Here is a 23,947-nt window from a genome sequence, read left to right as displayed (position 1 = left end):
TCAAATCTCCTTGGTCAGGCTGGGGCGGTTGTCAGTGTCGTCGTTGTCTTCGTCGGCAGCGGACAGCGGACGGGCCGGCGTGCGTTTCTGGCCAGGCCCCCCTTCGTTGGTTTCCTTGCCTTCGTCGATCTTCGGCCCTTTGCGCACCAGGCGCATCATGTAGCCCAGACCGGCGCCGAACAGCGCGAAATACACCACCACGAACAGGACCAGCGTGATGCTCATCTGCATGAAGCTGTGATTGGAAGAGGCATCCGCCGTGCGCATCAGGCCATAGACCACCCACGGCTGACGGCCGATTTCAGTGGTGAACCAACCGGCGAGGATCGCGATCAGGCCGGACGGCCCCATCCACAACGCCAGATACAGGAACGGTCGCGAGGTATACAGCTTGTCGCGCTTGCGCAGCCACAGGCTCCACAAACCGGTGAAGATCATCAGGAAACCCAGGCCGACCATGATCCGGAACGACCAGAAAACAATGGTCGAATTCGGCCGGTCCTCCGGCGGGAACTCCTTGAGCGCCGGCACCTGCTTGTCCAGTGAGTGCGTCAGGATCAGGCTGCCCAGGTACGGAATCTCGACGGCGAATTTGGTCCTCTCTTCTTTCATGTCCGGCCAGCCGAACAGGATCAGCGGGGTCGGCTCATCACCGTGGTTTTCCCAGTGTCCTTCGATGGCGGCAATTTTCGCCGGCTGATGCTTGAGCGTGTTAAGCCCGTGGAAATCACCGATGACCGCCTGGATAGGCGCCACGATCAGGGCCATCCACATGGCCATCGAGAGCATGGTGCGGATCGCCGGGTTGTCCTTGCCGCGAAGCAAATGCCAGGCCGCCGAGGAGCCGACGAAGAATGCGGTCGCAACGAATGCGGCCGTCGCCATGTGCATCAGGCGGTAGGGGAACGACGGGTTGAAGATCACGGCCAGCCAGTCCACCGGAATCACCTGGCCATTGACGATTTCGTAGCCCTGCGGCGTCTGCATCCAGCTATTGGAGGCAAGAATCCAGAAGGTCGAGATCAGGGTGCCAATGGCGACCATGACCGTCGAGAAGAAGTGCAGGTTGCGCCCGACCTTGTTCCAGCCGAACAGCATGACCCCCAGGAAACCGGCCTCGAGGAAGAACGCGGTCAACACTTCGTACGTCAGCAACGGCCCGGTCACGGCACCGGCGAAGTCCGAGAAGCGGCTCCAGTTGGTACCGAACTGGTAAGCCATGACCAGCCCGGAAACCACCCCCATGCCGAAGTTGACGGCAAAGATCTTCGACCAGAAGTGGTACAGGTCGCGATACGTGTTGTTGTTGGTTTTCAGCCACAGCCCTTCGAGCACCGCCAGGTAACTCGCCAGGCCGATGGTGATGGCCGGGAACAGAATGTGGAACGAGATGGTGAACGCGAATTGGATTCGGGCGAGATCAAGAGCCTCCAAACCGAACATAAGTCTTCCTCTGTCAGGTAATACCGGCTGAAGGCCTGCGGCCTGCACCCACTGCCCCCACGGATATGGAGTGTGGCGAATTCGAATTCGTTCTTTTTTTGCAAACATCACAACGTAGGGAGTCTGGCCATCTGGCCGCCGGATCATTTCCACCAAGGGTCTTGATCTGGATCAAGCAACGTTGAAAGAGTAGTCCGCTTTTTGGCGATGGACGCTGTGGTCTTTTGCCGCGTGACAGGTTGCCTCACTGACGTTGCCCAGCGGATCGGTGTCTAGCTAACTAATTTCCCCGGCCCTGCAACTTCTGGTTACAGGTTGGTGATAATCTCGACACCTCCCTCGCCCGGATTCGTCTTCAGATGCCTGACCAAGCGCCACTGCTGTTACGTCATCACCGCCCTTTCATCGCGTTCTGGCTGGCCCGGGTGTTTACCGCCAGCGGCTTTCAGATGCTCACCGTGGCCATCGGCTGGAACCTGTATCAGCTGACCGGCAATGTGCTCGACCTGGGCCTGGTCGGCCTGGTGGAATTTGCCCCGCGGGTGCTGTTCATGCTGCACACCGGGCATGTCGCGGACCGTTATGACCGGCGCAAGGTCGCGGCAATCTGCCAGTCCTTGCAAGCCTTGATCGCCCTGTCCCTGGCCATCGGCAGTGCGACCGACCAGGTCACCCGGGAAATGATCTTCATCCTCGCGTTCCTGCTCGGTGCCGCACGGTCCTTCGAAATGCCGACTACCCAGGCCCTGTTGCCGAGCATCGTGCCCAGCGCGCTGTTTCCCCGCGCCGTCGCGGCCGCTCAGTCAGCCCAACAATCGGCGACCATCGTCGCCCCGGCCCTCGGCGGCTTGCTCTACGCCTTCGGCAGTGTCTGGGTGTATGGGCCGACCGTGATCCTCTACGTCATCGCCTGTGGACTGATGCTCAACTTGCCCGGCCGGCAGACTCCACTGAACAAAGGCAAAGCCACCCTGGACTCTTTACTGGCGGGCATACGCTTCATTCGTAGCCGTCCGGATATCCTCGGGGCGATTTCCCTGGATCTGTTTGCGGTGCTGCTCGGTGGCGCGACGGCGCTGCTGCCCGTGTTCGCCAAGGACATTCTGTTGACGGGCCCCTGGGGCCTGGGCCTGTTGCGTTCGGCCCCGGCGGTGGGGGCGCTGCTGATGTCGCTTTGGCTGGCGCGGTTTTCCGTGGATCGCCAGGTCGGGCGAGTGATGTTCACCGCGGTCGGCGTGTTTGGCGTGGCGACTATTGCGTTCGGCCTGTCCACCTCCTTCTGGTTTTCCCTTGCCGTACTGGTGGTGCTGGGCGCCGCGGACATGATCAGCATGGTGATCCGCGCCTCGTTCGTGCAACTGGAAACCCCGGACGAAATGCGCGGCCGGGTCAGCGCCGTGAACGGTCTGTTCATCGGCGCCTCGAACCAGTTGGGCGAGTTTGAATCCGGCCTGACCGCCCATTGGTTCGGCACGGTGCCGGCAGTGGTCATGGGCGGCATCGGCACGCTGGTGGTGACCGGGGTCTGGATCAAACTGTTCCCGACCCTGGCCAACCGCGACCGCATGCATGTGCAGGTGGAAGAAGCCAAGGCCTGAGGCCGTTGCCAAACACAAATTTGGCAATACATGGATAGTGCATCAGGTGTAATGTATCGCCTTACACTCCACCCATGATCAAATCCTTTCAGCACAAAGGCCTTCGCGGCTTCGGACAGGACATGCCCATGCACAACCCGCCACACCCTGGCGAAACACTATTGACGGATATATTGCCCGAGCTGGGCATCAGCGTCACAGAGCTGGCCCGGCACCTGGGGTTTGCACGTCCGCATCTATCACGGGTACTGCATGGCCACGCGCCGATCAGTCCGGATCTGGCAGTACGTCTGGAGCGGGCCGGAATTGGCAAGGCACGCATGTGGCTAGGGGTTCAAACCGACTACGATCTCTGGCAAGCCGAGCATCGTGAGCAACCATCGATCCTACCCATTGCCGTCCACGCCTGACAACCGCTAGACCACCAACTCCCCCGCCACCGCCGTGCGCGTGGCCTTGCCGCAAAGTTGCTCCACCAGCGCCAGGGCAAACGCCAGTGCGGCACCCGAGCCCTGGGCGGTGATGCAGTTGCCGTCGACCACCACTGGCTGGTCGACGAAGTTGCAACCCGATAGTTGATGGCTGGCCGATGGCAGGCAGGTCATGCGTCGTTGGCGCAGGACGCCAAAGGCCTGCAGCGCGAGTGCCGGGGCCTCGGCGATGGCGGCGAACAGGCGCCCGGCCGCCGCCTGATTCTTGACCAATTGTTGCAAGGGCTGATGCGCCGCCAGATGTTGCGCCCCCACGGCCCCACCGGGGAGCACGATCAGATCGAACGGCTGGGCCAGCAAGTCCACCAGCATCGCGTCGGACGTCACTCGGGTGCCCCGGGCACAGGTGAGCATGCGCCGCCCCTCGATGCTGGCGACCACCACTTCAACGTTGGCACGGCGCAGCACATCGATCAGGGTCACTGCTTGCAGGTCATCGATGCCCTCGGCGAGGGTAATCAGAGCTCTAAAGGTCATGGGCGCAGTCCACTGAATGATCCTTAAAGCGTAGTCAGCTTTCCCGCCCCTCGTTCACGCCTGCCGTTACTTGATATAAAGCTGGGTCGATAAGGTGTTGCTCGGGGCGTTGATCGAGGTATTGCTGAAAGTGAACGTGCCCTCCTGCTTGCCCGCCAGATCGAAGACATACAAATAACCGACCGTTTTTTTCCCTACGGTGCATTCGGTCAGGTTGCCATTATCAAAAGCACAGATCGGGGTCCGGGTGCCGTTGACCTCAAAACCGTCCAGCCCGACATGCGCCCCACGACCGTAGCCGACTTCCAGCACGTAGACCCTGATGTTCTCGCCACTGTGATCGCAGCGAGTCTGCTCCTGCCCCTGTGCAATGCTTTCGAAACCACAGCCCGGCGACTCGACCTTGAGCACCTTCACCTGACTCAACGGCGGCGCCGATGCAGCCGAAGCGATTGGCGCCCCCGCAAACAGGGCCATCAAGAGTCCGAATCCGGTCACCCGCTCTTTTTTCATGCAATACATAAGTCCCCCCAAAGCAGCGCGCAGTATGGCTCACTGGGCTTTAACGCAAAACATCGACGACGATCGCAGCCATAAGCAGTCATAACCCCACTCTGCTGGTATGATGCGCGGCTTTTTCCGACCTACAGCAAATTACCGGGCGCCTGCGGTGGTCTGTGCTTTGCTGTTGAAGTCGATACATTCACGGCGCCTGGCGCGCCACGGGGAGCAGACATGCTGGAAAGGCTGTTTCAACTCAAGGCACATAACACCAACGTGCGGACCGAGATTCTGGCGGGCGTCACGACCTTTTTGGCCATGGCCTACATTCTGTTCGTCAACCCGAGCATCCTTGGCGAGACTGGCATGGACAAAGGTGCGGTGTTCGTCGCGACCTGCCTGGCAGCCGCCATCGGTTCCACCGTGATGGGCCTGATCGCCAACTACCCGATCGCCCTCGCGCCGGGCATGGGCTTGAACGCCTTCTTCACCTATACCGTGGTCTTGAACATGGGTCACACCTGGCAAGTGGCGCTGGGTGCGGTGTTCATCTCGGCGGTGATGTTCTTCCTGCTCTCGATCTTCCGTATCCGTGAATGGATCGTCAACAGTATCCCGTTGCCCTTGCGTTCGGCCATTGCCGCCGGCATCGGCCTGTTCCTGGCGCTGATAGCCCTGCACAACGCCGGCATCGTCGTCAGCAACCCGGCGACCATGCTCGGCCTCGGCGACCTCAAGCAACCGGCACCGATCCTCGCCACCCTGGGCTTTGCCCTGATCGTCGCCCTCGAAGCCCTGAAGGTTCGCGGCGCCGTGCTGATCGGCATTCTGGCAGTGACCATCGCCTCCATCGTCATGGGGTTCACCCCGTTCGGCGGCGTGATGTCGATGCCTCCGTCGCTGGCGCCGACCTTCCTGCAGCTGGACATCAAGGGTGCACTGGACATCGGCCTGGTCAGCGTGATTTTCGCCTTCCTGTTCGTCGACCTGTTCGATAACTCTGGCACCCTGATTGGTGTGGCCAAGCGCGCCGGCCTGATGAGCAAGGATGGCCACATGCCAAAAATGGGGCGCGCCCTGATCGCCGACAGCACCGCGGCCATGGCCGGTTCCTTGCTGGGGACTTCAACGACGACCAGCTACATCGAATCCGCGGCTGGCGTGAGTGCCGGCGGCCGCACCGGCCTGACCGCTGTCGTGGTTGCGATCCTGTTCCTGCTGGCGTTGTTTTTCTCGCCATTGGCTGCCAGCGTTCCGGCGTTTGCCACGGCACCTGCACTGCTGTTCGTCGCGGTACTGATGACATCCGGCCTGGCCGAAATAGACTGGGACGACATCACCGTTGCTGCACCGGTCGTGGTCACCGCCCTGGCCATGCCATTCACATATTCCATCGCCAACGGCATCGCCTTCGGTTTCATTTCCTGGACCGCGATCAAGCTGCTGTCCGGTCGCGGCCGTGAATTGAATTCGGCGCTGGTGATCCTGTCGATTCTGTTCGTGATCAAATTGGGTTGGTTCAACGCATGACTTTTGATACCCAGGCTTACGCCGTTCAGCTCGAAGAAAAGGTCACGCGCCTGCGTGATCTGCTGGCCCCATTCGATGCGCCAGAACCTGCCGTGTTCGACTCGCCGCTGCAGAACTTCCGCCTGCGCGCAGAGTTTCGCTTGTGGCGCGAAGCCGGCGAGCGTCACTACGCGATGTTTTCCCTGGAAGACAAACGCACGCCGATCCTGATCGAAGAATTTCCGATTGCCAGCCTGCGTATCAATCAGTTGATGCCGCAGCTCAAGGCAGCCTGGCAGGCCAGCTCAGCCCTGAGTCACAAACTGTTCCAGGTGGAGTTCCTGACCACCCTGGCCGGCGATGCAATGATCACGCTGTGCTACCACCGTCCGCTGGACGAGCATTGGCACGCCGCCGCCTCGACACTGGCAGCCGAGCTGAATGTCAGCGTCATCGGCCGCTCCAAGGGCAAGCGCGAAGTCATCGGTCATGATTACGTGATCGAAAAACTGGAGGTCGGTGGCCGCACGTTCAGCTACCGCCAGCCGGAAGGCGCGTTTACCCAGCCCAACGGCACCGTGAACCAGAAGATGCTCAACTGGGCCTACGACGCGCTGGGTGATCGTTCCGACGATTTGCTGGAACTGTATTGCGGTAACGGCAACTTCACCCTGCCGCTCGCGACCCGCGTGCGTAAGGTGCTGGCCACCGAAATCAGCAAGTCTTCGGTCAATGCGGCACTGAGCAATCTCAGCGATAACGCAGTGGATAACGTCACCCTGGTGCGCCTGTCCGCCGAGGAACTGACCGAGGCGTTGAACGAAGTGCGCCCGTTCCGTCGTTTGCACGGCATCGACCTGAAAAGCTACGAATTCGGTAGTGTCTTCGTCGATCCGCCGCGTGCCGGCATGGACCCGGACACCTGCGAGCTCACCCGGCGCTTCGATAACATCCTGTATATTTCCTGCAACCCGCAAACCCTCGCGGCCAACATCGCCCAACTGCACGACACCCATCGCATCACCCGCTGCGCGATGTTCGACCAGTTCCCGTGGACCCATCACATGGAATCCGGGGTGTTGTTGACCCGTCGCTGATAGCCATTGCCCCATACGAATCAGCCGTCATCACGACGGCTTTTTTGTGGGCGCTCACAGAGCGACTTCGACTTTGCGCGGGCGCCCGCCCTTCCTGCCATTAGCCCGCGCGGCCTCAGCTTTGGCGGCACTGCTTTGGCGGCCGTTGCGCGAGGCGACGACCGAGGCGGCCATGTCCATCAGCGGCTTGCTCGCCGAAATCATCCCGGCAATGGATATCTGCAAGTCCTTGCCTTCATGGCATAGGGCGGTGCCAGAAAAACCGACTTTCAGTCCGGCGAAATCCTGGGTCCTGAAATCATCGAATTCCGGATAGCACTTCACTGGCAGCAATACACCACTGCCATCCTCGAAGCTGACGGCCAGACAGGGTTCCAGAAACGTCACAGCCGTCGCCTGCAAACCGCTATTGCGACGCAACCGGCCTCGCTCGATCGCTTCATCCAGCACCGACTCGGTGACTGGCCGATCCACCTGATTTTTTGCCTTTACTGCTTTCATAATTCAATCTCCACACCCTCCATTGTCCCCATGAGGGTCAACCGGGTTTTGTTCTCCAGAGGCTCATAACAAGCCGAGTCAATCATCCGGGTGCTACTCGCGATCTGCTTTACCACGACGACTTCGTTGTTTTGCCAATCCCATAATTGACGGTCGAGACAAACCGTCTGCAATTTGTTCCACCAGATGCCGCGAGCTCGCCGTAAATGGGCGGATTGCCTGAGCGTCTGACGCAAGCCCTCAAGCACCGCTACAGGTGGTCGTCGCGCATGAGGAATAACATCCCAAAGCTCTACGCCGTTGTGCCAAAAGCTGAACTTGAAGCGCGCACTCCATGTGCTCGCGTCCACATGCACATGAGGCGGGCAATGCTCGTCACGCAACAGGATTACCAGTGAAAACCCCTTGTAGCTGCATACTCTCATGCTAACCCATCCGTTAGGTTATAGAGCTCGACGGCTCGCCATTCCTTGAAGAATCCGACCACTGGTACAGACTCCCTTTCCATACTCGAACTTGAGGCTAGCGCGCAATGTCGCCTTGGGTACCCTGATCACGGGGGGAAAATGGTAAGCAATCCTTTCGCCAATTTGATAAATACAGAATTAGCCACTCCATTTGATCCCTGGTGTAATCAAACATGCAGCGACAATTCGACGATCTTCAACTGGGCAGCATCGAGCTGTTTTGCCTGGCCGCCGAAGCGGGTAGCTTCACCGCTGCCGCGCTGGTGGCGGGCGTGACGCCGGCAGCCGTGAGCCGATCGGTGTCGCGCATGGAGGAACGCCTCGGTGTGCGGCTGTTTGCGCGCACCACTCGCAGCGTAAAAATGACCGACAGTGGCCGACGGTATTACGAGGAGTGTCGCCAGGCGCTGGCGCAACTGGTCGAGGCCCAACGCGAGGTCATGGGCCAGCAACAGGAGCCTTCCGGCACCTTGCGCATCAGTATCCCCACCACGTATGCCCATCACCGCATCCTGCCGTTGCTGCCGGCGTTTCGGGAACGCTTCCCGGCGGTGAAAGTCGAGTCGCACATCAGCAATCGCAACATCGATTTCGTTGGCGAAGGCTATGACATGGCCATCCGCGTGCGGGCGATTCCGGATTCCGGCCTGATCGCCCGTCACCTGGAAGACGCAGCGTTGGTGATGATCGCCAGTCCCGCCTACCTGAAACGTGCCGGCATTCCGCAAACCCTGGACGACCTGGCGCAGCATGAATGCATTCAGTACGAACTGCCCAGCAGCGGGCGGCGCATTGCCTGGTTGTTCAACGACGATGGAGAGCAACGAGAGATTCTTGCCGAGGGCAACCTCAGTTGTTCCGACGACGTGCTCGGGGGCGTGACCTTGGCCAGACATGGGGCGGGGCTGTTTCAGACGTATCGCTTCATTGTCGAAAACGAACTGGCCGACGGCTCGCTGGTGGAAGTGCTCAAGCCTTATGGCGGGCGTTCGCGGCCGTTCACTCTGCTCTACCCGCAAAGTCGCCATGTGCCACTGCGGCTGCGGGCTTTCATCGATTTTCTGGTCGAGCATCTTCCGCGCTGAAAAGATCGCAGCCGGCGATCTTTGCCAATGTTCGATCACCGCACACAAAAACTGCAGGCGCTGCCTCTGCAATTGACCAAATTAACCATTCGGTACATTTTATCTCCACAGGCCGAAACGCGCGGCCGGTTCCAAAAATAATAAGTGGAGAAAAGCGATGCCCCCTATCGTCCTGGTGCTTAACGGCCCCAACCTGAACCTGCTCGGCACCCGTGAGCCGGCCACCTACGGTCACGAAACCCTGGCCGACGTTTCGGCGTTGTGCGCACGTGCCGCCGAAGAGTTCGGACTGGCGGTGGAGTTTCGCCAGACCAATCATGAAGGCGAACTGCTCGACTGGATTCACGCCGCCCGCGGCCGTTGCGCTGGAATCGTCATCAACCCGGCGGCCTGGACCCACACCTCGGTGGCGATCCGCGATGCATTGGTCGCCAGCGAACTGCCGGTGATCGAAGTCCACCTCTCCAACGTCCATGCCCGCGAGCCGTTCCGGCATCACAGCTTCGTTTCAGCCATTGCCACCGCCGTAATGGCCGGTTTCGGCAGCCACGGTTATCGCCTGGCGCTGGAACATTTCAGCCTGCGGTTGAAGGGGTGAATGCCATGACGCAGAACAAGACTGTACTGGCCGGGCTGATCGGTGCCGGCATCCAGGCTTCCCGCACCCCGGCACTGCACGAGCATGAAGGCGATGCCCAGGGTTTGCGCTACCTCTATCGCCTGATCGATCTCGACCCGTTGAAACTCGACAGCAGTGCCTTGCCTGACCTGTTGTTGGCAGCCGAGCGCATGAACTTCACCGGTCTGAACATCACGTTTCCGTGCAAACAGACCATCATCCCGCTGCTCGACGAATTGTCGCCGGAAGCGCGCGGCATCGGTGCCGTCAACACCGTGGTGCTCAAGGACGGCAAACGCGTCGGTCATAACACCGATTGCCTGGGCTTTGCCGAAGGTTTTCGCCGTGGCCTGCAGGGCGTTGCCCTTGAACGCGTGGTGCAAATGGGCGCAGGGGGCGCAGGCGCAGCAGTGGCCCATGCGTTATTGAGCGAAGGCGTACAGCTGCTCAGCATTTTTGATGTGGATACCCGCCGCGCGCAGTCGCTGGCAAACAACCTCAATCAACACTTCGGTGCTGGCCGCGCGGTCGCCGGGCATGATCTGCAGGGCACCCTGGCCGAGGCCGACGGTCTGGTGAACACCACGCCCATGGGCATGCAAAAACTGCCGGGCACGCCGGTGCCTGCGCAGATGATGCGAGGTGAGCTGTGGGTGGCGGAGATCGTCTATTTCCCGCTGGAAACCGAACTGCTGCGCAACGCCCGCGCCTTGGGTTGCCGGACACTGGATGGCGGCAACATGGCGGTGTTCCAGGCGGTGAAGGCGTTTGAATTGTTCAGCGGCGTGGTGCCGGATGCACAGCGGATGCTGGCGCATTTTCAGAGCATGAATGGCTAAAAAGCTTCGCGGGCAAGTCGGGTCGCCGCATCGCTCGCTCCTACAGGTTCCATGTTGCCCCTCTCGCTCCTACAGGTTCCATGTTGCCCCTGTAGGAGCGAGCGATGCGGCGACCCGACTTGCCCGCGAAGGCGTCAGGCCTGCAGATATCTCAAAACCGACTCGCAGATCATCTCCCGATGACGCTGCTTGATGCTTTCGTCCGGCAAGTCGATCTGGAAAATCTCACCGAACGTATGGCGGTTCGACACGCGATAGAAGCAGAACGAACTGATCAGCAGGTGGACATCCAACGGATCGAGCCCTGTACGGAACACGCCCTCCTCGACCCCGCGACGCAAGATCTCGCCCAGTGAATCGAGGATGGTGTTGTTCATCGCCTTGATCGCATCGGAGCGCTTCACATAGTCGGCGTTGTGAATGTTCTCGATGCAGACGATACGCACGAAATCGACGTTGCGATCATGGTGATCGAAGGTGAACTCGACCAGCCGCCTGATCGCCTCCACCGGCGCCAGTTCAGCCAGGTGCAGACGGTTTTCGGTGCTGCGGATATCGCCGTAGAGTTTCTCCAATACCTCGACGTAGAGCTGTTCCTTACTGCCGAAGTAGTAATAGATCATGCGCTTGGAGGTGTGGATACGCTCGGCGATCGCATCGACGCGAGCGCCGGAAAGCCCCTGCTGGACGAACTCTACAATGGCTTCTTGCAGAATGTTCTCGCGGGTTTTTTCCGGATTGTTCTTGCGGCTCTTGCGAGGCTCTGCAATTGGTTCGTCGGGCGCTGCTGAGAGTTCTGAAGTTATTGTCATTGCGGGCTCACGGCCGTCACTGCACAGGCTGGCGATTATGGGCCGCGCCGCACAGTGAAGGAAGCCGCGCGGCAGCGGTTTAACCCCATGTTTACCAATTTCCTACAACTTTGCCTGACGGATGGCACCGCTGCGGGATTTGGCCATGGCTGCCAGCCGAACCGCCACGTTGGCTGCACCATAGCCGGCGTAGCCATTCTTGCGCTGGATGATTTCAAAGAAGAACCGCCCTTCAAAGGGTTCAGTGTACACATGGAACAGCTCACCGCCCTGGGCATCGCGATCGTAAAGCACGTTGTAATACGCCAGCTCGCTGAGGAATTCGTCGTCGAAATCGAAGCGCGCGGCCAGGTCATCGTAATAATTGAGGGGGATATCCAGCAACGGTACGCCTGCCTCCTTCGCACGACTGACCTCGGCAAAGATATTGTCGCAATCAAACGCGATATGGTGCACGCCCGAGCCGCGATAGCTCGATAGCGCGTGTGAAATCGCGGTATTGCGGTTCTCGGAAATATTCAGCGGCAAGCGGATCGAGCTGCAGCGGCTGCGCAACGCCCGGCTCTTCACCAGGCCATAGGGGTCGGGCAGCACCACTTCATCATCCGCTTCGAAATCCAGCAGGCTCTTATAGAACAGCACCCAGCTGTCGAGGCTGTCGGCCGGCAACGCCATGGCCATGTGGTCGATGCGCTTGAGACCGCCGCTGGACGCGGCGGCTGGCTGCAGATTGAAGTCGGTGCCATAGACGTCGGCGTGCTGGTCGACCAGATAAATCAGGCTCCCGTCCGGCGCACGTACGGCGGCCAGCTCCAGTTCGTTGGGGCCGACCAGACCGCGATAGGGCTGACCTTTGTAAGCCACGGCCCGGGCCAGCGCGCTGGCGCTGTCCTTGACGCGCACAGCGGTGGCGCACAGCGAGGGACCATGAGCTTCGAAAAAGCTGTGGGCGAACGAATAAGGCTCGGAGTTGAGGATCAAGTTGATATCGCCCTGGCGCAACAGACTCACACTCTTGGAGCGGTGTTGCCCGGCCTTGACGAAACCGAGTCGCTCCAGCCAATGGGATAGCTTGGCCCCAAGGCTTTCGTCCACCGCGAACTCGAGAAATTCGATGCCGTTGTATTCGCAGGCTGTGGGCGTCTCGAACAGGATATCGAGGTTGGCCGGGGGATTGGCTTCCTGCGCCAGACGCTCGCGGGTTTTCTCCTCCAGGTACAGCAAGGAGCGCAGGCCGTCGGCGGCGTTGGCCCGGGGCGGGGCAGCGCGAAAACCATCGTTGAAGATCTCCAGCGACAACGGCCCGGTGTAGCCACTCTTGATGATTGGCGCGAGGAAACCTGGCAAATCGAATTCGCCCTGGCCCGGGAAACAACGGAAATGCCGGCTCCACTCCAACACGTCCATGGCCAGGATCGGTGCGTCGGCCATTTGCACAAAGAAAATCTTGTCGCCGGGAATGTCGGCGATCGCGCTCGGATCGCCCTTGAGCGAGAGCGTATGGAAACTGTCCAGCAACACGCCCAGATTCGGGTGATCCGCCTGACGGACGATGTTCCACACCTGTTGCCAGGTGTTCACATGCCGGCCCCAGGCCAGTGCTTCGTAGCCAATCCGCAGGCCACGGGCGCCGGCGTGTTCCGCCAGCAGGCGCAAGTCGTCGACGAGAATCTGTTCATCACCGATGGACTCGGCCGAAGCGTTGCTGCACACCAGCACCAGGTCGGTACCCAGTTCCTGCATCAAGTCGAACTTGCGCTCGGCCCGTTCCAGATTGCGCGGCAGCCGGTCGCGGCGGCAGCCCTCGAAATCCCGGAACGGTTGAAACAGGGTGATGGCGATCCCGAGATCGGCGCACATCTGCCTGATCTCCCGCGGGCTGCCGTCGTAGTAGAGAAGGTCGTTCTCGAAAATCTCCACACCATCAAAACCGGCGGCGGCAATGGCTTCGAGTTTCTCCGGCAGGGTACCGCTCAAGGACACGGTGGCAATGGAACGCTGCATGTTTCGACTCCCGGTGGTGGAGACTATTTTGTTAGAGGCATCACTCGCTTTCTTTAGGAGCCCGGCTTGCCGGCGATGGCGATGTTCGGCCGCCATCGCCGGCAAGCCGGGCTCCTACAGTGAATTATTGGCTGTGCGATCCCACACAGCAATTTAAAGTGTACTACCCAGTTAGTTTTGCGTGCGATTATCGAACACAATGGCTGTTAGCGAATTGACGATTTTTTGTCCAATGCGCAACATCGACATCACATTGAGTCCGGTCATGACCCCGGTCTCAGTCACCAGAAGACCCTGAACACCACATAAAAATTTCAAAAAAACGGGTACACGCTCATGCGCTCATTCACACGCCTTGATCCCTCGCTCAAACGCCCACACGCCCTGCCTGGCATTCATCCGAACCCCTCGCGTCTCAGGCCTACCGTGCCGCTCGCTGAATAACGCGCTTTCGTCAGCCGACCAAAGCAACTCAGCCGATCAATCGCCCCGCGTCTATCGCCCCCGATTGATCACGCGCCTTTGAAGTCCCGACGAGCTTCGCTTGTCAGTCATTGAACGGATGGCACAGATGATTCCTTCTCAGAGTTCACGCATGGCTCCGGCCATCGGCACCGCCGGCGGCATCGGCGACAAGATCCGCGGCGCCATGGCGGTCGGCAAAACCCGTTGGGGCATGCTGGCGCTGGTGTTTTTCGCCACCACCCTTAACTACATCGACCGCGCCGCACTGGGCGTGATGCAGCCGATCCTGGCCAAGGAAATGAGCTGGACGGCGATGGACTACGCCAACATCAACTTCTGGTTCCAGGTCGGTTATGCCATCGGTTTCGTGCTGCAAGGCCGGTTGATCGACCGGGTCGGCGTGAAGCGTGTGTTCTTCTGCGCGGTATTGCTCTGGAGCCTGGCCACGGGTGCTCATGGCCTGGCCACATCGGCGGTCGGTTTCATGGTCTGCCGCTTCATCCTGGGCCTGACCGAAGCCGCCAACTATCCGGCCTGCGTGAAAACCACGCGGTTGTGGTTCCCGGCCGGCGAACGCGCCGTGGCCACCGGCATCTTCAATGCCGGCACCAACGTCGGTGCGATGTTCACGCCGATGCTGTTGCCGCTGATCCTCCAAGTGTGGGGCTGGCAGGCAGCGTTCCTGTGCATGGCGTCACTGGGCGGCATCTGGTTGGTGTTCTGGGGCTTGAAGTACTTCAACCCGGAGGATCACCCAAGCGTTAAACAATCGGAACTGGACTACATCCAGAACGAAGTCGAACCGGAACAGACCCGCGTGCCGTTCTCGAGAATCCTGCGCATGCGTGGCACCTGGGCCTTCGCTCTCGCCTACTCGATGACCGCGCCGGTGTTCTGGTTCTACCTCTACTGGCTGCCGCCGTTCCTGAATCAGCAATACAACCTGGGGATCAACGTGACCCAGATGGGTATCCCGCTGATCATCATCTACCTGACCGCCGACTTCGGCAGCGTCGGCGGCGGAATACTCTCCTCGTTCCTGATTGGCCGCGGAATGAACCCGATCAAGGCGCGACTGCTGTCCATGTTCCTGTTCGCCTGCTGCATCATCGGCGTGATCATGGCGGCAGGCTCCAGCAATCTGTGGGTTGCCGTGGCCGCCATTTCCCTGGCCATCGGTGCGCACCAGGCCTGGACGGCGAACATCTGGAGCCTGGTCATGGACTACACGCCCAAGCACATGATGAGTACGGTATTCGGTTTCGGCGGCATGTGCGCCGCCATCGGCGGGATGTTCATGACCCAACTGGTCGGCCACATCCTGACCATCACCAACAACAATTACACCGTGCTGTTCACCATGATTCCGGCGATGTACTTCATCGCGCTGATCTGGATGTATTTCATGGCGCCGCGCAAGATTCCTACCGTCACTGATTAAAAGTCCGACGCAATCCCCCTGTAGGAGCGAGCTTGCTCGCGATGGACTTGAGAACGCCGCGGGGTGTCAGGCTTGCAGCGTTATCGTTGACAACCATCGCGAGCAAGCTCGCTCCTACAAAGGTCGTTCGCCGTATTACCGACGACTCTGTTGCCAGGCCGCCGCCAACCCGCTGCAGCAAATGACCGCGATCCCGATCACGGTGGTCAGGGTCGGCGTGTGGGCAAACAGCAACCAGCCCAGCAACCCGGCAAAGACAATCTGACAATAGCCGAACGGCGCCAGCAGGGCGGGTGCGGCGTAACGGAAAGCCTGGGTCAGAAACAGATGCGCCGTCATCCCGCAAGCCCCCAGTGCCACCATCATGAAACCATGCCCAAGGCTCGGCACTTGCCAGAAGAACGGCACCAGCGCGCTCATCACCAGGGTGTTGCACAGGCCGGCGAAGAAGTTGCTGGTGGTGGGGCTGTCGATACTACTGAGCTTGCGGGTGAGCAATTGATAGAAGCAGAAAAACAGCGCCGAGCAGAGCGGCAACAACACGGCTGGCGTGAACAGATCCCCACCGGGGTGGACAATGATCACAACGCCGATAAATCCGCATATCACCGCGATCCATTGGCCACGGGTGACGTGCTCGCCCAGCAACGGCACCGACAGTGCGGTCACCAGTACCGGGGCAAGAAAGTTGACTGCCGTGGCTTCGGCCAGAGGGATGTACTGCAAACCGGTGGTGAAAAACAAACTGGTGCCCAGCAGGCACAATGCCCTGAGCAACTGCAATAACGGCCGCCTGGTTCGCAGGACACTCAACCCGGATTGCGGCAGAAAAATCCCGGCCATCAACAAGGTGTGAACCAGATATCGGGCCCAGACCACCATGATGATCGGGTAGAACCCTGAAAGAAATTTCGACAACGCGTCATGGCTGGAAAACAGAAAGGTCGCGACAACGATCAGCATGATCCCCTTGAAGGGCTGATTGACGCCGGAAAGCGGGGTGCTGAGGGTCATTGGGTGTCCTTACTTAAAGTCAAAAGCTTTGCGGGCAAGTCGGATCGCCGCGGCGCAGGTTCCTACAGGTTGCTGCATACCTGTGGGAGCGTGGCTTCATCATCGACTACCAGCGCAAAGTGATGCTCTTCAGGTGTCGCCGGAACCAGCCGCATTCCGACATGACTGTAGCCTGCTCGTGCCGCGCCCTCGACCATTTCCGGCGGTGACAACGGCATTACCGTCATATTTTAGAACCAGGTTCCAGATTCTTACGCTAATAAGGATCGAAAGTGTTCGAACAACGCACATATCCGGGCGTTGGAAATCAAATGCAGGAGCGGCGTGGCCAGGTTAACTGAACAACTCGGACGCCTGACTCGCCGCGGCCAACTCCTCGGCGTACTTCAACAACAACGGCGCCAGCTCATGCAAACGCGCCCCCGGCATCCGCGCACTCGGACCGGCAATACTCAACACCCCGATCACCCGCCCATCGCCCGGGTGCCTTACCACCGCCGCAATCGCCGACGTCCCCACCGCCGAACTCTCCTCGACCCAGGCATAACCCTGTTCCCGCGCCAGCCGCAGCCGCTCCAGCAACTCGATGTTGGAGCGCGGTGCGTTCGGCCCCGATTCTTCAGGGCGGTCACTGCCCTGGCGCTCCACTAAAGACAAGGCTTCGGCATCGCTCATGCTCGCCAGCCACGCATGCCCCGACGCGGTATAAAACAGTGGCGCATCACGACCCATGTCCGGGTCGTATCGCAGACCGGAACGGGCACCTTGGGATTTTGCGATCCAGGTCTGTCGCTCACCTTCGATGACACCAAGGCGCACCAGTTCACCGGTTTCCTGAGCCAGGCGATCGAGCACCGGCTGCACGATATCGGCACCACTGCTCGACAGATAACGGAAGCCCATGGCCACCAGTTTGGTGGACAGGTGATAACGCAAGTTCTCCGGATTCTGCCGCACGTAGCCCAGCCGTATGAGTTCGGCGAGCAGACGATGGGTCGCGCTTTTGGGGATATCCAGCTCCTCTGCCAGCGTTTGCATCGGCACACCGCGAGGGTCGCTGGTAAGGCTTTCCAACACACTGAAAACACGTTCGATCTGACTGCCGGCCATGGGAGGCTCCCCCGCAAAATGTGTCCGATTCTAAAATACAAACCACCCAACACCAAATCTGGAACTAGCAGTGCGATAACCGCACGCTTTGCCCGTCCGATGCGTCGCGACGACTACGGCCTTACCAACCCTTACACATTTCACCCACAAATCTTTGCCAATGCAGTTATTCATGGATTCGGCGACACACGCCCCACAATCAATGAGAGACCGCAACCATGTTATGGAACAAGGCTAGACGTAGCGACAACGTGAATGACACTCGCAAGGGCAAGGATGCCCGCACACTTACACGGAAAACCCTGGGCGCCGGACTGGCCGTCGTCGCACTGGCCAGCGCAGGACTTTATTCGACACTGGGTACGACACCGGACGAGGCCCTCCTCACCTCTTCCAACACCCTGAACCCGCCCGACGTTGCCCTTTCGACTGACAGCGAGGACCTGCAACTGAAATTCGTCCAGTCAGTCCTGGGCGACACCGAAGACACCTGGAAACAACTTTTTGCCCAGACGGGACGGCATTATCCGGAGCCCACGCTGACGCTGTTCGACAATGGCGTGGTCTCGGGATGCGGTTACGCCAGCACTGCCAGTGGTCCGTTCTACTGTCCGGGCAACCAGCAGCTGTACCTCGACCTGGCGTTCTTCGCCGAGCTGGAGCAGGAGTTTGCAGTGGTCGGTGACTTCGCGCGGGCTTACATCATCGCCCACGAAATCGGCCATCACGTGCAAATCGAGCTGGGACTGTCCGAACCCTTCGAGAAGGCCTTGCTGGACCAGCGACCCGTCACCGGCGATGGCGGCCTGGAAGTGCGTGCGGAGTTGCAGGCCGATTGCCTGGCCGGCGTCTGGGCGCACCATGCGCAACAACGCCTGGACTGGATGGAACCTGGCGATATCGAAGCCGCCTTGCATGCCGCGGCAGTGTTCGGGGACGACTACCTGCAACGCTCCGCAAATGACGTACCCCGCCCGGAGACGTTCAGTCACGGCACTTCGCAGCAGCGCGCGAACTGGTTCAAAACCGGTTTCGCCACCGGCCGGACCGACGCTTGCGACACCTTCGCCGCCGAGGACCTTTAACCCGATCCGTCAACGAAGAGGCTAAAGTCACCGCCTGCACAGAACCGGCGCCGCTCAAGGCTGTCTGACGACCGGACTGGCGCCGCTCTCACTCACCAGCAACACTCACCCCACGCGTCTTTATCATGCAAGAAAAGAGGACCCCCCACATGCTATGGAAAAAAGGTCGACGCAGCGACAACGTGGTCGATGCCCGGGGCGATGATGTCGGCGGTGGTGGCGGGATGCGTTTCGGTGGCGGCAAGGGCCTGAGCCTGACGGCGATCGTGCTGATCGTCGGGATCGGCTGGCTCACTGGCCAGGACCCCATGCAGATCCTCGGGCAGCTCACCGGGCAGATGAGCGAACAATCGGCGCCGGCTCCGACGCAAACCCGCAAGGCGCCACCGGCCAATGATGAAGGGGCCGAATTCGTGCGCTCGATCCTTGGCGATACCGAAGACACCTGGCGGCAGATTTTCCAGCAGGCCGACCGTCAATATAAGGACCCGACCCTGATACTGTTCAGCAACCGCGTCAACTCGGCATGCGGCCTGGCGACTTCGGCGACCGGTCCGTTTTATTGCCCGGCGGATCAGAAGGTGTACCTGGACATGAGTTTCTTTCAGGAGATGTCGCAACGCTTTTCCGCGGCGGGGGATTTCGCGCAGGCCTACGTGATCGCTCACGAAGTCGGACACCACGTGCAGACCTTGCTTGGCGTATCGGCGAAAATTCAGACCGCTCGCCAACAAGGTCGGCAAATGGAAGGCGACGGTGGTTTGCTGGTGCGCCAGGAACTCCAGGCCGATTGCCTGGCCGGGGTCTGGGCCCATAATGCCCAGCAACGCCTGAACTGGCTGGAACCGGGCGATATCGAAGAAGCCTTGAACGCCGCCAACGCCATTGGCGACGACCGCCTGCAACAGCAAGGCCAGGGTCGCGTGGTGCCGGACTCGTTCACCCATGGTACGTCGGCGCAAAGAGTGCGCTGGTTCAAAACCGGATTCGCCCAGGGCCAGGTCGGCCAGTGCGATACCTTTGCTGCGAAAAACCTGTGATGAAAACGTGGCTGCTGGCCCTGCTGTTCACCTGCGCAAGTACCCAGGCTGCCGAGCATGGGGTCAAGGAACTCAGCCCCGGTCGCCTGCTGTTGACCTCGGGTGAGATCGCAGTGGGCATCGGCCCGGCACCGACGAAGATCGAACGGGTGTTGATCATCATCCATGGCCGCCAGCGCAATGCCGAAACCTATCGCCAGACTGCGGAACGCGCGGCTGAACAGACAGGACAAAGCGCGACCACCCTGGTGATTGCCCCCCAGTTTCTCAATGAGTCCGACATCGCACTTCACCCTGTGGCTGACAGCGTATTGCGCTGGAAAGGCAATGACTGGATGGCTGGCGGCGTGTCCACCGCTCCGTTTAACCTGAGCGCTTACGCTGCACTCGACGAAGTCGTCGCCCGAATCGGCGATCGTCTACAGTTTCCCGATGTGAAGCAGGTCGTTATCGTCGGTCACTCCGGTGGCGCCCAAGTGGTTCAGCGCTATGCCTTGCTCGGCCACGATCAGCCCGAGCTCAAGGCGGCTGGCGTGCAGGTGCGTTACGTCGTCGCCAATCCGTCTTCTTATGCGTACTTCGATGAACGTCGGCCCGTGGCGTTCAGTCATGCCGGTTGCCCGGATTTCAATCGCTGGAAGTACGGGCTGGCGGATCTACCCGCCTATGCCGAGGGGCGAACGCCTGCACAGTTGAAGGAAAGCTACGCCCAGCGTGACATCGTTTATCTACTGGGGCAGCAGGACACCGACCCCAATCATCCGGCGCTGGATAAACGGTGTGAGGCAAAAGCCCAGGGGCCGAATCGATTGGCTCGCGGGCGCTATTATTTTGAGTATCTGAAGCGGCTGTATCCTCAGGGGATGAGTCAGCAGCTGATCGAAGTGCCCGGGGTTGGGCATGATGGGGATGGGATGTTCAATTCGCCTGAGGGGCAAAAGGCATTGTTCGGTCAGTGAGTTTTTGTGGTGTCTGATCTGACGCCTTCGCGGGCAAGTCGAATCGTCGCACCGCCGCTCCCACAATGTCCGTGTCGAACACAAAACCTGTGGCCGCCACGGACACTGTGGGAGCGGCGGTGCGACGATTCGACTTGCCCGCGATGGCGGTGGATCAGGTACCCATTTCCTCAAGCCGAAAGCATTTGCCGCAACACCCCACAATCCACCGCATGCCAATCAGTCAACTCCGGCCACGGATTATCCGGCAGATTCACCAGCACCGTCCGCGCCCCGGCCGCGCGGCCGCAATCCAGATCGAAGCGGTAGTCACCAACCATCACCATCTCGCTCGCCGGTACGTTCCAGGCCTCGGCCAGTTTCAGCAAACCGCCCGGATGAGGCTTGGGTGGCGCTTCATCGCGGCCCAGGACATCCTCCACCGCGAAGCAGTCGGCCAGACCGATCGCCTCCAGCGTGACGTGCGCCAGCTCACGGGCATTGCGCGTGAGAATGCCCAGGCGATAACCCCGTCCGGCCAGCTCTCGCACCAGCGCCACCGCACCCGGCGCCGCTGTCGAACCCAACGCCAGGTCGCGTTCGTGTTCCAGCAACCAGGCATGCTTGGCCGCCGCCTCATCGGCCGGCAGCGCGGCGAGGTGGGTCAGGATGTCGTCTTCGGCAGGGATCGCCAACGCCACGCGGATTGCCGCGAAGTCATGCACCGCCACTGTCAGGGTGCCGTCCATGTCGAACACCCAGTGCCGCACCTCGGCCAGGTTCATGCCCAATCCTTGCGGTGACGAATCAGGCCTTCCTGGGTGACCGAAGCCACCAGTTGCCCGGCGCGATTGAACACGCTGCCACGGGAAAAGCCACGGGAATTGCCCGCCCACGGGCTGTCCATCGCGTACAGCAACCAGTCATCGGCGCGCAGATCGGCATGGAACCACAGGGCGTGATCGAGGCTGGCCACCTGCATATCCTTGTGCCAGACCGACTTGCCATGGGGCTGCATCGAGGTGGTCAGCAGACCGAAGTCCGAGGCGTAGGCCAGCAGGTATTTATGCAGCGCCGGGGAATCGGCCAAGGCACCGTCGGCGCGAAACCAGACGTACTTGACCGGATCGGACGGATGCGGGTTGTAGGGATCTTCCTCGGTTACCGGCCGGAACTCGATCGGTTTCGGGCACAGCAATTTTTCACGCATGTGTTCAGGGATCAGGTGCGCGCGCTGCTGGGTGAGTTCCAGTTCCGACGGCAGGTTTTCCGGACCGACCACAGTCGGCATCTCGCTCTGGTGCTGGAAACCTTCTTCGTCGTACTGAAACGAAGCACTGCAGGTGAAGATCGGGTTGCCCTTCTGGATCGCCGTGACCCGACGCGTGCTGAAGCTGCCGCCGTCACGCACCCGGTCAACCTGATACACCACCGGCAACCCGGCATCGCCCGGACGCAGGAAATAACCGTGCATCGAATGCACATGGCGCGCTTCTTCAACGGTCTGGCTGGCCGCCGACAGCGACTGACCGAGCACCTGGCCACCAAACAGCTGACGAAAACCCAGGTCCTGGCTACGACCACGAAACAGGTTTTCTTCGATCGGCTCCAGGGTCAGCAAGTCGACCAGATCATCCAACACTTGGCTCATTCAGACGCTCCTCACATAACGCAATGCCGCGCAGTCTTGGCTGCGGCGGTCGATTCAATTTCCGGCCAAGGGCCTATCAGGCCATTGTAAACGTCCGTGCCAGCTTATCCATGCAAGGTTTGCAGCCATTGCTCACGGGTGATGCGATAAAGAACATGGTGACGCAGGGGATGATCGCATGCGAGTTTCGGATGCTCGAAATCATCGGCTGAATCATGGTGCATGCCGATAGCCTGCATGACCTTTTGCGAAGGCATATTGGTATCAGTGGTGAAGGACACGACTTCATCCAGCGCCAACCGGTCAAAGCCGCAGCGCAGAGCGGTCCACGCCGCTTCACTGGCGTAGCCCAGGCCCCAATGCTCCCGAGCCAGGCGCCAGCCGATTTCGGTGGCAGGGGTAAATGGCGCGTCGAAGCCGACCACCCCCAAGCCGGTAAACCCGATAAAGGCGCCGGTGTCCTTGCGCTCCAGCGCCCAGAGACCGAAACCATGCTCGGCAAAGTGCCCCCGAATCCGTCCGATCAGCGCAGCACTTTGCAGTCGACTCAAGGGTGCCGGAAAATAGCGCATCACCTGCGGATCGGCGCACATCGCCGCAAACGCTGGCAAATCTTCGTCACGCCATTGCCGCAACAACAGTCGCGCGCTCTCGAGTTGCAGTATCGGCTCCATCGCATCTCCCTTTCCCATGCCGCAAGTCTAGATCGCTGGTAGGATCCTTCATTCGTTCCTACATGCCTTGCCAGATAATCAGTCATGCCCCTGCCGTTGATCTACCACGAAGACTACAGCCCCGAGTTCCCGGCGGATCACCGCTTCCCCATGGACAAGTTTCGCCTGCTGCGCGATCACCTGGTGGACAGCGGACTGACCCGGGACACCGACCTGCTGCGCCCGGAGCTCTGCCCGCCAGAGATTCTCGCCCTCGCTCATGACCCTGCGTATATCGAACGCTACATGGGCGGCGAGTTGTCCCGCGAAGACCAGCGGCGTCTCGGCCTGCCCTGGAGCGAAGCCCTGGCCCGGCGCACGGTGCGGGCGGTTGGCGGTTCCCTGCTGGCGGCCGAGCAGGCGCTGGAACATGGCTTGGCCTGTCATCTGGCGGGCGGCACCCACCATGCACACTACGACCATCCCGCCGGGTTCTGCATTTTCAATGACCTGGCGGTGATCAGCCATTTCCTCCTGGAAAGTGGTCGTGTGAATCGGGTGCTGATCTTCGACTGCGATGTGCATCAGGGTGACGGGACTGCACGAATCCTGCACAACACGCCGGAGGCCATCACCGTTTCCCTGCACTGCGAAAAGAATTTTCCTGCACGCAAGGCTGAAAGCGATTGGGACATTCCCCTGCCGATGGGCATGGGCGACGTCGATTACCTGAAGGTCGTGGACGATGCGCTCAACTATTTGCTGCCGCTCTACCGGCCTGATCTGGTGCTGTATGACGCCGGCGTCGATGTGCACAAGGATGACGCACTCGGCTACCTGAAGCTGACAGACGAAGGGGTCGCCGCTCGCGATGAAAGCGTGATGCGGCATTGCCTGGGCCGGGATATTCCAGTGGTCGGGGTAATTGGTGGCGGCTACAGCAAGGACCGCAAGGCTTTGGCGCGCCGTCATGGGATCCTGCATCACAGCGCCCAAAGGGTCTGGCAGTCATCAGGTTGTCATTGAGGTGTGGGCCTTTACCCACAATGGCTGTGGAACCGCCTGTGGATAACCTGAGTGAAAGGGGCTGCAGGCCAGGCGGGGTAT

The 23,947-nt window shown here is 60.3% G+C and carries 24 protein-coding genes and 1 pseudogene; 12 read left to right on the top strand and 13 right to left on the bottom strand.

Annotated features, from left to right (window positions below):
* The gene (locus tag PMA3_RS03015) at nucleotides 1-1,443 is read right to left on the bottom strand and encodes a cytochrome ubiquinol oxidase subunit I (protein WP_064675786.1); all 1,443 of its coding nucleotides are present in this window, start codon (nucleotides 1,441-1,443) and stop codon (nucleotides 1-3) included.
* 359 nt (nucleotides 1,444-1,802) lie between these two features.
* On the opposite strand from PMA3_RS03015, the gene PMA3_RS03010 reads away from it, so the two are divergent.
* Both PMA3_RS03010 and PMA3_RS03005 read left to right on the top strand, forming a co-directional pair.
* Nucleotides 1,803-3,041: an MFS transporter gene (locus tag PMA3_RS03010; RefSeq protein WP_064675785.1), complete on the top strand. Its 1,239-nt coding sequence runs from the start codon at nucleotides 1,803-1,805 to the stop codon at nucleotides 3,039-3,041.
* A 122-nt stretch (nucleotides 3,042-3,163) separates the two neighbouring features.
* A complete protein-coding gene (locus PMA3_RS03005) occupies nucleotides 3,164-3,451 on the top strand; it encodes a HigA family addiction module antitoxin (protein WP_064680605.1) in 288 nt (95 codons plus the stop codon).
* 6 nt (nucleotides 3,452-3,457) lie between these two features.
* Here PMA3_RS03005 and PMA3_RS03000 read toward each other — a convergent pair whose 3' ends face one another.
* A complete protein-coding gene (locus tag PMA3_RS03000; RefSeq protein WP_064675784.1) occupies nucleotides 3,458-4,009 on the bottom strand; it encodes a DJ-1 family glyoxalase III in 552 nt (183 codons plus the stop codon).
* 66 nt (nucleotides 4,010-4,075) lie between these two features.
* A complete protein-coding gene (locus tag PMA3_RS02995; RefSeq protein ID WP_082930453.1) occupies nucleotides 4,076-4,522 on the bottom strand; it encodes a DUF4879 domain-containing protein in 447 nt (148 codons plus the stop codon).
* A 222-nt stretch (nucleotides 4,523-4,744) separates the two neighbouring features.
* Here PMA3_RS02995 and PMA3_RS02990 point away from each other — a divergent pair, with 222 nt between their 5' ends.
* The gene (locus PMA3_RS02990) at nucleotides 4,745-6,040 is read left to right on the top strand and encodes an NCS2 family permease (protein ID WP_064675782.1); all 1,296 of its coding nucleotides are present in this window, start codon (nucleotides 4,745-4,747) and stop codon (nucleotides 6,038-6,040) included.
* Nucleotides 6,037-7,116 carry a tRNA (uridine(54)-C5)-methyltransferase TrmA gene (trmA, locus tag PMA3_RS02985; protein ID WP_064675781.1) on the top strand — a complete coding sequence of 360 codons (1,080 nt, stop codon included), beginning with the start codon at nucleotides 6,037-6,039 and terminating at the stop codon, nucleotides 7,114-7,116. Before PMA3_RS02990 ends, trmA begins: the two co-directional genes overlap by 4 nt.
* A 54-nt stretch (nucleotides 7,117-7,170) precedes the next feature.
* Here the strand turns inward: trmA and PMA3_RS02980 are convergent, their stop codons facing one another.
* Together PMA3_RS02980 and PMA3_RS02975 are read right to left on the bottom strand one after the other, a co-directional pair.
* Nucleotides 7,171-7,617, bottom strand: coding sequence for a DUF2442 domain-containing protein (locus PMA3_RS02980; protein ID WP_064675780.1), 447 nt, complete (start codon nucleotides 7,615-7,617; stop codon nucleotides 7,171-7,173).
* Nucleotides 7,614-8,042 (bottom strand): hypothetical protein, encoded by a 429-nt coding sequence (locus PMA3_RS02975; RefSeq protein ID WP_064675779.1) that lies wholly within the window; start codon nucleotides 8,040-8,042, stop codon nucleotides 7,614-7,616. The genes PMA3_RS02980 and PMA3_RS02975 overlap by 4 nt, the downstream gene beginning before the upstream one ends.
* Before the next feature lie 215 nt (nucleotides 8,043-8,257).
* Between PMA3_RS02975 and PMA3_RS02970 the strand changes: the two genes are divergently transcribed.
* The 3 genes from PMA3_RS02970 (at nucleotide 8,258) to PMA3_RS02960 (ending at nucleotide 10,627) form a co-directional block, all read left to right on the top strand.
* A complete protein-coding gene (locus tag PMA3_RS02970; RefSeq protein ID WP_064675778.1) occupies nucleotides 8,258-9,169 on the top strand; it encodes a LysR family transcriptional regulator in 912 nt (303 codons plus the stop codon).
* A 157-nt stretch (nucleotides 9,170-9,326) separates the two neighbouring features.
* On the top strand, nucleotides 9,327-9,767 hold the full coding sequence (gene aroQ, locus PMA3_RS02965; RefSeq protein ID WP_064675777.1) for a type II 3-dehydroquinate dehydratase: 441 nt from the start codon (nucleotides 9,327-9,329) through the stop codon (nucleotides 9,765-9,767).
* A 5-nt stretch (nucleotides 9,768-9,772) separates the two neighbouring features.
* A complete protein-coding gene (locus tag PMA3_RS02960; protein ID WP_064675776.1) occupies nucleotides 9,773-10,627 on the top strand; it encodes a shikimate dehydrogenase in 855 nt (284 codons plus the stop codon).
* 134 nt (nucleotides 10,628-10,761) lie between these two features.
* Here PMA3_RS02960 and PMA3_RS02955 read toward each other — a convergent pair whose 3' ends face one another.
* Nucleotides 10,762-11,439, bottom strand: coding sequence for a TetR/AcrR family transcriptional regulator (locus tag PMA3_RS02955; RefSeq protein WP_064675775.1), 678 nt, complete (start codon nucleotides 11,437-11,439; stop codon nucleotides 10,762-10,764).
* Between the two features lie 102 nt (nucleotides 11,440-11,541).
* Nucleotides 11,542-13,443, bottom strand: coding sequence for a 3-dehydroshikimate dehydratase QuiC (gene quiC / locus PMA3_RS02950; protein ID WP_064675774.1), 1,902 nt, complete (start codon nucleotides 13,441-13,443; stop codon nucleotides 11,542-11,544).
* A 571-nt stretch (nucleotides 13,444-14,014) separates the two neighbouring features.
* On the opposite strand from quiC, the gene PMA3_RS02945 reads away from it, so the two are divergent.
* Nucleotides 14,015-15,349, top strand: a complete 1,335-nt coding sequence (locus PMA3_RS02945; RefSeq protein WP_064675773.1) for an MFS transporter — start codon at nucleotides 14,015-14,017, stop codon at nucleotides 15,347-15,349.
* Nucleotides 15,350-15,484: 135 nt separating this feature from the next.
* Here the strand turns inward: PMA3_RS02945 and PMA3_RS02940 are convergent, their stop codons facing one another.
* From PMA3_RS02940 to PMA3_RS02935, 3 genes and pseudogenes are all read right to left on the bottom strand, one after another.
* On the bottom strand, nucleotides 15,485-16,363 hold the full coding sequence (locus tag PMA3_RS02940) for a DMT family transporter (RefSeq protein ID WP_064675772.1): 879 nt from the start codon (nucleotides 16,361-16,363) through the stop codon (nucleotides 15,485-15,487).
* Between the two features lie 95 nt (nucleotides 16,364-16,458).
* Nucleotides 16,459-16,590, bottom strand: a pseudogene (locus PMA3_RS31465) (sugar phosphate isomerase/epimerase); the annotation flags it as partial.
* A gap of 106 nt (nucleotides 16,591-16,696) precedes the next feature.
* Nucleotides 16,697-17,473, bottom strand: a complete 777-nt coding sequence (locus PMA3_RS02935; RefSeq protein ID WP_064675771.1) for an IclR family transcriptional regulator — start codon at nucleotides 17,471-17,473, stop codon at nucleotides 16,697-16,699.
* A 218-nt stretch (nucleotides 17,474-17,691) separates the two neighbouring features.
* Here PMA3_RS02935 and ypfJ (PMA3_RS02930) point away from each other — a divergent pair, with 218 nt between their 5' ends.
* The 3 genes from ypfJ (PMA3_RS02930) (at nucleotide 17,692) to PMA3_RS02920 (ending at nucleotide 20,557) form a co-directional block, all read left to right on the top strand.
* On the top strand, nucleotides 17,692-18,558 hold the full coding sequence (gene ypfJ, locus PMA3_RS02930) for a KPN_02809 family neutral zinc metallopeptidase (protein WP_064675770.1): 867 nt from the start codon (nucleotides 17,692-17,694) through the stop codon (nucleotides 18,556-18,558).
* Nucleotides 18,559-18,707: 149 nt separating this feature from the next.
* Nucleotides 18,708-19,598 (top strand): KPN_02809 family neutral zinc metallopeptidase, encoded by an 891-nt coding sequence (gene ypfJ / locus PMA3_RS02925; RefSeq protein ID WP_064675769.1) that lies wholly within the window; start codon nucleotides 18,708-18,710, stop codon nucleotides 19,596-19,598.
* Nucleotides 19,598-20,557 (top strand): alpha/beta hydrolase, encoded by a 960-nt coding sequence (locus PMA3_RS02920; protein WP_064675768.1) that lies wholly within the window; start codon nucleotides 19,598-19,600, stop codon nucleotides 20,555-20,557. The genes ypfJ (PMA3_RS02925) and PMA3_RS02920 overlap by 1 nt, the downstream gene beginning before the upstream one ends.
* A gap of 170 nt (nucleotides 20,558-20,727) precedes the next feature.
* Here the strand turns inward: PMA3_RS02920 and PMA3_RS02915 are convergent, their stop codons facing one another.
* The 3 genes from PMA3_RS02915 to PMA3_RS02905 form a co-directional block, all read right to left on the bottom strand.
* Nucleotides 20,728-21,321: an HAD family hydrolase gene (locus PMA3_RS02915; RefSeq protein ID WP_064675767.1), complete on the bottom strand. Its 594-nt coding sequence runs from the start codon at nucleotides 21,319-21,321 to the stop codon at nucleotides 20,728-20,730.
* Nucleotides 21,318-22,187 carry an acyl-CoA thioesterase II gene (tesB, locus tag PMA3_RS02910; protein ID WP_064675766.1) on the bottom strand — a complete coding sequence of 290 codons (870 nt, stop codon included), beginning with the start codon at nucleotides 22,185-22,187 and terminating at the stop codon, nucleotides 21,318-21,320. The genes PMA3_RS02915 and tesB overlap by 4 nt, the downstream gene beginning before the upstream one ends.
* Before the next feature lie 104 nt (nucleotides 22,188-22,291).
* Entirely contained in the window at nucleotides 22,292-22,861 is a 570-nt protein-coding gene (locus PMA3_RS02905; protein WP_064675765.1) for a GNAT family N-acetyltransferase, read from the bottom strand.
* Between the two features lie 84 nt (nucleotides 22,862-22,945).
* Here PMA3_RS02905 and PMA3_RS02900 point away from each other — a divergent pair, with 84 nt between their 5' ends.
* Nucleotides 22,946-23,866 (top strand): histone deacetylase family protein, encoded by a 921-nt coding sequence (locus tag PMA3_RS02900; RefSeq protein WP_064675764.1) that lies wholly within the window; start codon nucleotides 22,946-22,948, stop codon nucleotides 23,864-23,866.
* Nucleotides 23,867-23,947 lie beyond the last annotated feature (81 nt).

Origin of the sequence: Pseudomonas silesiensis (assembly GCF_001661075.1) — a bacterium.
Lineage (GTDB): Bacteria > Pseudomonadota > Gammaproteobacteria > Pseudomonadales > Pseudomonadaceae > Aquipseudomonas > Aquipseudomonas silesiensis.
This window is presented reverse-complemented; position numbering and strand designations above follow the sequence as displayed.

Excerpts from the sequence above, each read along its gene's own strand:
- PMA3_RS03015 (WP_064675786.1), bottom strand. The coding sequence starts at position 1,443 with ATGTTCGGTTTGGAGGCTCTTGATCTCGCCCGAATCCAATTCGCGTTC.
- PMA3_RS03010 (WP_064675785.1), top strand. The coding sequence starts at position 1,803 with ATGCCTGACCAAGCGCCACTGCTGTTACGTCATCACCGCCCTTTCATC.
- PMA3_RS03005 (WP_064680605.1), top strand. The coding sequence starts at position 3,164 with ATGCCCATGCACAACCCGCCACACCCTGGCGAAACACTATTGACGGAT.
- PMA3_RS03000 (WP_064675784.1), bottom strand. The coding sequence starts at position 4,009 with ATGACCTTTAGAGCTCTGATTACCCTCGCCGAGGGCATCGATGACCTG.
- PMA3_RS02995 (WP_082930453.1), bottom strand. The coding sequence starts at position 4,522 with ATGAAAAAAGAGCGGGTGACCGGATTCGGACTCTTGATGGCCCTGTTT.
- PMA3_RS02990 (WP_064675782.1), top strand. The coding sequence starts at position 4,745 with ATGCTGGAAAGGCTGTTTCAACTCAAGGCACATAACACCAACGTGCGG.
- trmA (WP_064675781.1), top strand. The coding sequence starts at position 6,037 with ATGACTTTTGATACCCAGGCTTACGCCGTTCAGCTCGAAGAAAAGGTC.
- PMA3_RS02980 (WP_064675780.1), bottom strand. The coding sequence starts at position 7,617 with ATGAAAGCAGTAAAGGCAAAAAATCAGGTGGATCGGCCAGTCACCGAG.
- PMA3_RS02975 (WP_064675779.1), bottom strand. The coding sequence starts at position 8,042 with ATGAGAGTATGCAGCTACAAGGGGTTTTCACTGGTAATCCTGTTGCGT.
- PMA3_RS02970 (WP_064675778.1), top strand. The coding sequence starts at position 8,258 with ATGCAGCGACAATTCGACGATCTTCAACTGGGCAGCATCGAGCTGTTT.
- aroQ (WP_064675777.1), top strand. The coding sequence starts at position 9,327 with ATGCCCCCTATCGTCCTGGTGCTTAACGGCCCCAACCTGAACCTGCTC.
- PMA3_RS02960 (WP_064675776.1), top strand. The coding sequence starts at position 9,773 with ATGACGCAGAACAAGACTGTACTGGCCGGGCTGATCGGTGCCGGCATC.
- PMA3_RS02955 (WP_064675775.1), bottom strand. The coding sequence starts at position 11,439 with ATGACAATAACTTCAGAACTCTCAGCAGCGCCCGACGAACCAATTGCA.
- quiC (WP_064675774.1), bottom strand. The coding sequence starts at position 13,443 with ATGCAGCGTTCCATTGCCACCGTGTCCTTGAGCGGTACCCTGCCGGAG.
- PMA3_RS02945 (WP_064675773.1), top strand. The coding sequence starts at position 14,015 with ATGATTCCTTCTCAGAGTTCACGCATGGCTCCGGCCATCGGCACCGCC.
- PMA3_RS02940 (WP_064675772.1), bottom strand. The coding sequence starts at position 16,363 with ATGACCCTCAGCACCCCGCTTTCCGGCGTCAATCAGCCCTTCAAGGGG.
- PMA3_RS02935 (WP_064675771.1), bottom strand. The coding sequence starts at position 17,473 with ATGGCCGGCAGTCAGATCGAACGTGTTTTCAGTGTGTTGGAAAGCCTT.
- ypfJ (WP_064675770.1), top strand. The coding sequence starts at position 17,692 with ATGTTATGGAACAAGGCTAGACGTAGCGACAACGTGAATGACACTCGC.
- ypfJ (WP_064675769.1), top strand. The coding sequence starts at position 18,708 with ATGCTATGGAAAAAAGGTCGACGCAGCGACAACGTGGTCGATGCCCGG.
- PMA3_RS02920 (WP_064675768.1), top strand. The coding sequence starts at position 19,598 with ATGAAAACGTGGCTGCTGGCCCTGCTGTTCACCTGCGCAAGTACCCAG.
- PMA3_RS02915 (WP_064675767.1), bottom strand. The coding sequence starts at position 21,321 with ATGAACCTGGCCGAGGTGCGGCACTGGGTGTTCGACATGGACGGCACC.
- tesB (WP_064675766.1), bottom strand. The coding sequence starts at position 22,187 with ATGAGCCAAGTGTTGGATGATCTGGTCGACTTGCTGACCCTGGAGCCG.
- PMA3_RS02905 (WP_064675765.1), bottom strand. The coding sequence starts at position 22,861 with ATGGAGCCGATACTGCAACTCGAGAGCGCGCGACTGTTGTTGCGGCAA.
- PMA3_RS02900 (WP_064675764.1), top strand. The coding sequence starts at position 22,946 with ATGCCCCTGCCGTTGATCTACCACGAAGACTACAGCCCCGAGTTCCCG.